Origin of the sequence: Massilia sp. (assembly GCF_031995545.1) — a bacterium.
Lineage (GTDB): Bacteria > Pseudomonadota > Gammaproteobacteria > Burkholderiales > Burkholderiaceae_D > Telluria.
In genome coordinates this window covers 145,731-152,410 of record NZ_DAMAGA010000010.1, presented here as the reverse complement: position 1 = coordinate 152,410, position 6,680 = coordinate 145,731, and the positions used below count along the sequence as shown (strand labels likewise).

General features: G+C 70.2%; 8 protein-coding genes. 3 read left to right on the top strand and 5 right to left on the bottom strand.

The window, feature by feature from the left end; genetic code table 11:
* Together RTQ83_RS10230 and RTQ83_RS10225 are read left to right on the top strand one after the other, a co-directional pair.
* The coding region (locus tag RTQ83_RS10230) for an alkaline phosphatase PhoX (protein WP_312514022.1) at window positions 1-1,375 on the top strand (1,375 nt) is incomplete at its 5' end.
* Between the two features lie 132 nt (window positions 1,376-1,507).
* A complete protein-coding gene (locus tag RTQ83_RS10225) occupies window positions 1,508-1,972 on the top strand; it encodes a hypothetical protein (protein WP_312514020.1) in 465 nt (154 codons plus the stop codon).
* On the opposite strand, the gene RTQ83_RS10220 is transcribed toward RTQ83_RS10225, so the two are convergent.
* A complete protein-coding gene (locus tag RTQ83_RS10220; RefSeq protein ID WP_312514018.1) occupies window positions 1,932-2,828 on the bottom strand; it encodes a LysR family transcriptional regulator ArgP in 897 nt (298 codons plus the stop codon). The two genes, RTQ83_RS10225 and RTQ83_RS10220, sit on opposite strands and share 41 nt — an antisense overlap.
* Before the next feature lie 94 nt (window positions 2,829-2,922).
* On the opposite strand from RTQ83_RS10220, the gene RTQ83_RS10215 reads away from it, so the two are divergent.
* Window positions 2,923-3,534, top strand: a complete 612-nt coding sequence (locus RTQ83_RS10215; RefSeq protein ID WP_312514016.1) for a LysE/ArgO family amino acid transporter — start codon at window positions 2,923-2,925, stop codon at window positions 3,532-3,534.
* Between the two features lie 3 nt (window positions 3,535-3,537).
* Here RTQ83_RS10215 and RTQ83_RS10210 read toward each other — a convergent pair whose 3' ends face one another.
* Genes RTQ83_RS10210 through RTQ83_RS10195 form a run of 4 tightly spaced genes read right to left on the bottom strand, consistent with a single transcriptional unit; the run spans window position 3,538 to window position 6,632 of the window.
* Window positions 3,538-4,245 (bottom strand): glycosyltransferase, encoded by a 708-nt coding sequence (locus RTQ83_RS10210; protein WP_312514014.1) that lies wholly within the window; start codon window positions 4,243-4,245, stop codon window positions 3,538-3,540.
* Window positions 4,242-4,835: a class I SAM-dependent methyltransferase gene (locus RTQ83_RS10205; RefSeq protein WP_312514012.1), complete on the bottom strand. Its 594-nt coding sequence runs from the start codon at window positions 4,833-4,835 to the stop codon at window positions 4,242-4,244. The genes RTQ83_RS10210 and RTQ83_RS10205 overlap by 4 nt, the downstream gene beginning before the upstream one ends.
* Window positions 4,828-5,607 (bottom strand): PIG-L family deacetylase, encoded by a 780-nt coding sequence (locus RTQ83_RS10200; protein ID WP_312514010.1) that lies wholly within the window; start codon window positions 5,605-5,607, stop codon window positions 4,828-4,830. Before RTQ83_RS10200 ends, RTQ83_RS10205 begins: the two co-directional genes overlap by 8 nt.
* Window positions 5,595-6,632 carry an acyl-CoA dehydrogenase family protein gene (locus RTQ83_RS10195; protein ID WP_312514008.1) on the bottom strand — a complete coding sequence of 346 codons (1,038 nt, stop codon included), beginning with the start codon at window positions 6,630-6,632 and terminating at the stop codon, window positions 5,595-5,597. The genes RTQ83_RS10200 and RTQ83_RS10195 overlap by 13 nt, the downstream gene beginning before the upstream one ends.
* Window positions 6,633-6,680 lie beyond the last annotated feature (48 nt).

Genomic DNA, 6,680 nt, shown 5'->3' with positions numbered 1-6,680 from the left:
CAACGCCGCGCGCGGCGACAAGAGCGTCACCTCGCTCAACCGCTACGGCGTGTCGCAGGGCGCGGCCTCGCGCCACGGCTGGGAAACCGGCGGCGCCGACGACAAGTACCAGCGCTGGAACATCAGCAAAAAAGGCACCTCCACCGACGGTACCGACGACTACCGCAACGAACTCAATGGTGAAGGCTACATCGTCGAGATGGACGCCTACGACAAGACCCGTCCGCTGAAAAAACGCACCGCGCTGGGCCGCTTCGCCCACGAAAGCGCCTCGTTCGGCAAACTCGTCGCCGGCCAGCCGCTGGCCGTGTACATGGGTGACGATTCGCGCGGCGAATACATCTACAAGTTCGTCTCGACCGCAGTCTGGAACGCGGCCGACGCCACCGCCGCCGACCGCATCGCCACCGGCGACAAATACCTCGACAGCGGCAAGCTGTACGTCGCCAGGTTCAACGCCGACGGCAAGGGCCAGTGGATCGAGCTGAACATCGCCAACGCCGCCATCGCCGCCTACGCCAACTACAAGTTCGCCGACCAGGCCGACGTGCTGGTCAACGCCCGCCTGGCGGCCGACGCCGTCGGCGCGACCAAGATGGACCGTCCGGAATGGTGCGCGGTGAACCCGGCCAACGGCGAGATCTACTACACGCTGACCAACAACAGCAACCGCCGCGTCGAGCCGAGCAGCTCGAGCCAGGTCGCTCCGGACGCCGCCAATCCGCGCTCGTACACCGACATGAAGGGCTCGACCGCGCAGCTGGGCAACTCGAACGGCCACATCATCCGTGTGGCGGAAGACGCCGCCGGTTCGACCGCCACCAGCTTCTCATGGGACGTCTACCTGTTCGGCGCCGAAGCCGCGGCCGATGCCTCGCGCATCAACCTGTCGGGTCTCACCAACGACCAGGACTTCTCGAGCCCGGACGGCCTGGCCTTCAGCACCTCGACCGGCATCTGCTGGTTCCAGACCGACGACGGCGCCTACACCGACGTCACCAACTGCATGATGGTGGCCGGCCTGCCGGGCAAGGTCGGCGACGGCAAGAAAGTCACGCTGAGCTATCCGAAGACCGACGGCTCGACCCTCTCTGTCGATACCTTTGTCGGCAAGGCCGCCAGCGCCGACACGCTCAAGCGCTTCCTCGTCGGCCCGGTCGGCTGCGAACTGACCGGCATCACCGAAACCCCGGACGGCAAGGCGCTGTTCGTCAACATCCAGCACCCGGGCGAAACCACCGCCGCCGCCAACATCGGCGACGTGTCGAAGTACACCAGCCAGTGGCCGGCCAACGCCGGTTACGGCGCCGGCAAGCGTCCGCGTTCGGCGACCCTGGTCATCACCAAGAACGACGGCGGCCGCATCGGGTCTTGATGTAAAAGCTCTCTCCCGGCCGCAAGGCTGAACGGGCCGGTTGCGCAAGCAGCTGGCCCGTTTTTTCATTGGCGCGCAAGACGGCCGGTGCCGGATCGTGCCAGCATCGGGCATGCCCACCGAGGATCCATCATGCCCCTGCCCGCGCTGCCCCACACCAGCTACCTGCGCCTGATCCGCGCCAGCGCCATCCATGACATGGTCCAGATCCTGCCGTTCGCCACGCCCTGGACCTTCGCCCTGCTGTATGCCCAGCTCTCGCGCCTGAACGTCTGGTTCGGCGCGGCGCCGCTGCCGGCATTCCAGACCGTGCACCTGCTGCTGGCCACCCTGCTCGGCACCCTGGTGCTGACCTGGACCTCATGCCGCCTGTGGGCACCCAGCCTGCGCCTGGGACGCTTCGATGCCGGCGCGCGCCTGATCTTCGCGGTCTGGATCGGCTGGGCGATGCTGGTTGCGGACATGCCGATGCTGTGGGTGTTCCTGATGCCGGAGATTTTCTGGGGCTGCGCGCAGTGCTGGCCGGTGGCGCTACCCTCCGCGCCACGCGCCGCTGTTACCCGCCAATCGGCAGCAGCACCGCACGCGCAGCCTTGACCAGCGCCGCACCCATGCGCTCCAGGCGTGGCGGCTGGATGCGCCAGGCGTGCCAGTACAGCGGCACGTCGACGTGCAGGTGCGGCGTCAGGTCGACCAGTTCGCCGTCCGCCAGCAAATCGCCGCACTGCTCCTGCGGCAGCAGGCCGTAGCCCAGGCCAAGGCGGATCGCATTCACATACGGGTCGCTCGCCGGCACGTAGTGGAACGGATAAGCGCCCTCTGGCAGGTCGAAGTGGCGCAGCAGGAAGTGCGATTGCAGCGCATCCTTGCGGTTGAAGACCATCACTGGCGCATGGCGCGCCGCCTCGCGCGTCATGCCGCCGGCAAACCAGCGCTGGCGGAACGCGGGCGAGGCCACCAGGCGGTAGCGCATCACGCCCAGCGCGCTGGCGCTGCAGCCGTGCATCGGCTCCGGCTCGCCGGAGATGCCGGCCAGCGCCTGGCCGGCCTCCAGCAGGGCGAAGGTGTGGCCCTGGTCGTCGAGGATGAATTCGGCCAGCAGGCCTTCGGCTTCCAGGATCGGTCCCAGCACCGGCAGCAGCCAGGTAGCCAGCGTGTCATTGGTGACCGCCAGCGTGACCCGCGCCGGGCCGCTGTCCATGCCCATCTCGTTCAGGAACTCCGACTCCAGCAGGCTGGAACGGCGCAGGTACTGCAGCAGGCGCGTGCCGGGCACGGTCGGACGGCAGGGACGGCTGCGTACCAGCAGCGGCGTGCCCAGGTCCTGCTCCAGCGCCGAGATGCGCTGCGACACCGCGGATGGCGTGATCTTCAGTTGGGCGGCGGCCAGCTCCAGGCTGCCGGCATCGACGGCGGCGAGAAAGGCGGCGCTGCGGCGCGGGTCGAGTTTCATGGATTAGCGCGGCTTAAGTGGGCTGAATAATCATGAATATAATTGAAGATATCTCCATCCGCTGGGATAGTGGCGTCTTTCCACGGAGGGGCGCATGTTCTCGCATCAGGTTTTTCTTCAGGGGCTCGGGCTTGGCGCCAGCCTGATCATGGCGATCGGCGCCCAGAACGCGCACGTGCTGCGCACCGCCGTGCGCGGGCAGCACGTACTGCCGACGGTGGCGGCGTGCATCGTCATCGACGTGATCCTGATCGTGCTCGGCATGAGTGGACTGGGCGCGCTGGTCGAGGCCTCGCCGGTGCTGCTGGCGCTGGCGCGCTACGGCGGCGCCGTGTTCCTGGTCTGGTATGGCCTGCGCTGCTGGAAGAGCAGCCTGCGCGGCGGCGCGCTGCTGGCACTCGATGCCGGCGGCCAGGCGCAGACGCTGGGCGCGGCGCTGGCGACCGTGATCGCGCTGTCGCTGCTCAATCCGCACGTGTACCTGGACACCGTGGTGCTGCTGGGCGCGGTCGGCAGCAGCCTGGCCGAAGGCAGCCGCACCTCGTTCGCGCTGGGCGCGATGAGCGCCTCGGTGCTGTGGTTCACGGCGCTCGGCCTGGGTGCGCGCCGCTGCGCCTCGGTGCTGGCGCGGCCCACCGTCTGGCGCGTGATCGAGGCGCTGACCGGCACCATGATGCTGGTGCTGGCGGCGCTGCTGGTCATGTAGGTCTCAGAGCGCTGCCGCCTCCAGGCCGACCGTCATGGCCAGCAGCGTGTCGCCGAAGCCGCCCCTGGCGCGCGCATCGACGCGGGCGCTGGTGAACACGCGCGGCAGCGCGCTCCAGGCAAAACGCGCCCCAATCCTTTCCAGCGTGCGCACCAGCAGCACGTCTTCGTGGCAGGCCACGGCGGCGAATCCGCCCGCCGCCTGGTAGGCCGCCGCGCACACGCCCAGGTTGGCGCCGTGGATGTGGCGGTGGCCGTCGCGGTCCTGGTAATGGCCGGCGAAGTGGGCGCGCAGCGGCGCCGCGTTGCCGCCATGCGGCGACCAGTCGTCCACCGCCACCGAGCCGCACACCACGTCGACGCCGAGCGCCAGCTGGGCCGCCAGCCATTGCGGCGAGACGCGGGTATCGGCATCGGTAAAGGCGAGCCAGCGTGCGCCGCGCGCCAGCAATTGACGGGCGCCGGCCGCGCGTGCGGCGCCGACCTGGCGCGCGCGGATCTCGATGCCCTCGAGCGTGCAGCCGGCGGCCGCGAACAGGGCGGCATGACGGCGCACGATGGCATGCGAGCCGTCGTCGCAGGCATCGAGTACCACGCACACCGCCACCGCTTCGCCCTGCAGCTGCGGGTGCAGGCAGGCCGCCAGCAGCGCGCGCAGGCAGGCGTCGAGGCAGGCCTGCTCGTTATGGGCGGGAATCGCGACGCCGATCATGGCCGCTCTCCATCGGCGCGCCAGATATCCAGCACGAAGTCTTCGTCCAGGTGATGTACGGTGCGGCGCATGCCGGGCAGGCGCGCGGCGATCGCGTGCACCTCGGCGGTCGGCGTGACGCGGTCGTCGAAATCGCGCAGGTAATGGCACAGCACCAGTTCGCCGCCCGGGACCAGGCCGGCGCGGGCGCCGGCCAGCATCGATGCGACCACGCCTGGATCGAAGTAGTAGGCCAGTTCGCTGATGACGACCAGGTCGAAGGTCTGGTCGCGCGGCCATTCCTGCGGCAGGCGGCGCTGTTCGAAACGCACCCTGCCTTCGTGGGCATCGGGCAGCCGGCGCGCCGCCGCCAGCAGGGCGTTGGCGGCGCCGTCGCAGGCCAGCAGTTGCTCGCAGCGCTGCGCCAGCGCGGCGCTCATCTCGCCGTTGCCGCAGCCCGGCTCGAAGGCGCTGCGGTAGTGCGGCTGGCCGAGGCTGGCCAACAGGATGGCGCGCTTGCGCTGCTCGTACCAGGCGCCGCGCACGTCCCAGGGATCGTCGCTGGCGGCATACAGGGTCTCGAAATGCGCCAGGCCGTGGGAATCACTCATGATCGGCTCCGATGAAGTACAGTTCGAACGGATGCAGCACGCGCTCGATCGCGAAGGCGGGCAGGATCGGCGCCGCGCCGGTGCCGGCATCGGCTTCGATCTGGCTGTGGAAGCACCCCAGGGCGGCGCGCTTGCGCGCCAGCGCAGCCGCCGGAAGCAAGAGCTTGCGCGCCTGCGCCAGCGGCAGCGCGCCATCGCCCGGCGCGCTCCAGTGCCAGCCCCACACCGGCGCCTGCAGCAGGCGTGCACCGCTGCGCCGCGCGGCTTCGATGCAGGCGCGCGCGGTGGCTTCGTGATCAGGATGCCCGTCGAAACGCCAGGTGGTGATCACCACGTCGCCCGGCTGCAGGATGTCGGCCAGGCGCTGCGTGAGTCCGGCTTCGGCCGCCGTCACGCCGCCGTCTGGAATGGCAAGCCGCTGCACGCGCTCGCTGCCGATGCCGAGGCAGGCCAGGGCGGATTCGGTTTCGCGAGCACGCTCGTGGCGCAGGCGTTCGGGCGGCCATGCCTGCGAACCGGGATGACTGGCTTCGCCGTCGGTCACCGCCACGACCAGGGGCGCAGCGCCCTGCTGCGCCACCAGGTGCAGCAGGGCGCCGCAGGTGAGAATTTCGTCGTCCGGGTGCGGCGCCACCACCACCACGCGCGACCCTGGCGGCACCAGGGCGTCGAGCGCGATCGCCGGCACCGCCGCCAGCGCCGCATCCCCGGCCCAGGCCTGGGCCGACGGGCCGCTGCCGGAGATATGACGCGAACGGTTCACAGCGTCCATGGCGCGCGCTCCTGTGTGGCGACCAGGCTGCCCACCGCCTGCTGATCGCGTTCGGCGTGGCTCTGGCGCAGGAACACCGGCAGGTCGGCATACATCCGCGCCAGCGCCGCATCCTTGCACAAGGGACCGGCGCCGAGCGCGCGGCCGACCGCGTTCAGGACCACGTTGGCGCCCGCCTCCACGCCAAGTCGCACCGACAGCGCCGCCAGCATGGCGTCGTCGTCCGGCGCCCGGTCGATGGCGCTTGCCGTTTCGCGCAGCATGGCGGCGCATCCCTGCAGCGCGACCGTGACTTCACCCAGCTGCGCCAGGCGATGCGGATCGGCGCGTCCGCCCGATCGTTCGCGCAAGGCATTGGCCAGGCGCGTGGCGGCGCCGAACCAGCAAGCCGCGACGCCGGCGCCGCCGTGCCAGAAGCCGGCGCGCTGCACGTAGAAATCGGGGCCGCCAAGCGGCGTCGCAGGCACGTCGTCGAAATGCACGTCGACACTGAGCGTGGCCGCCATCCCGACCGCATGCCAGCCATCGTCCGTGACGCTCACGCCGGGCTGGCGCAGGTCGACCGCGGCGAGCAGCGCCGCGCCATCGGGACTCCAGCAGCTCACCACCGCATGCGACACGTCGCGCGCGCCCGAGCACCAGGCCTTGCGTCCACGCAGCACCGGCTTGCCGCCCGCGCCTTTCGCCATCAGCAGACGCGCATCGGGCGGCTCGGCGCACCAGGTGGCCCACAACGCCGCTTTTGCCGCAGCCAGCTGCACCGCGCCGGCTTCGTGCAGGATCGCCAGCGCATCGGTATGCCCTTCGAACAGCTTGGCCAGGCTCAGGTCACGGGCGCCGACCGCGGCCAGCGCGCGCCAGCGTTCGAGCGTGGCGCCGTGGCCGGGCAGCGGCAGGCGATCCAGGCCGTTGGCCACGAGCGCGCGCAGCGTGTCGGCGGGAGCGGCGGGAGTGGCATGGGCATGCGCAGCCAGGCCGGCGCGCAGCGCAACGAGAGAGGCGGTGTCGGCGACTTGGTGCGTCATGGGCAGGATCGGTGAGTGCGAAAATGTGATCCTAGCTTTTAATGCTGA

Excerpts from the sequence above, each read along its gene's own strand:
- RTQ83_RS10225 (WP_312514020.1), top strand. The coding sequence starts at position 1,508 with ATGCCCCTGCCCGCGCTGCCCCACACCAGCTACCTGCGCCTGATCCGC.
- RTQ83_RS10200 (WP_312514010.1), bottom strand. The coding sequence starts at position 5,607 with ATGGACGCTGTGAACCGTTCGCGTCATATCTCCGGCAGCGGCCCGTCG.
- RTQ83_RS10215 (WP_312514016.1), top strand. The coding sequence starts at position 2,923 with ATGTTCTCGCATCAGGTTTTTCTTCAGGGGCTCGGGCTTGGCGCCAGC.
- RTQ83_RS10205 (WP_312514012.1), bottom strand. The coding sequence starts at position 4,835 with ATGAGTGATTCCCACGGCCTGGCGCATTTCGAGACCCTGTATGCCGCC.
- RTQ83_RS10195 (WP_312514008.1), bottom strand. The coding sequence starts at position 6,632 with ATGACGCACCAAGTCGCCGACACCGCCTCTCTCGTTGCGCTGCGCGCC.
- RTQ83_RS10210 (WP_312514014.1), bottom strand. The coding sequence starts at position 4,245 with ATGATCGGCGTCGCGATTCCCGCCCATAACGAGCAGGCCTGCCTCGAC.
- RTQ83_RS10220 (WP_312514018.1), bottom strand. The coding sequence starts at position 2,828 with ATGAAACTCGACCCGCGCCGCAGCGCCGCCTTTCTCGCCGCCGTCGAT.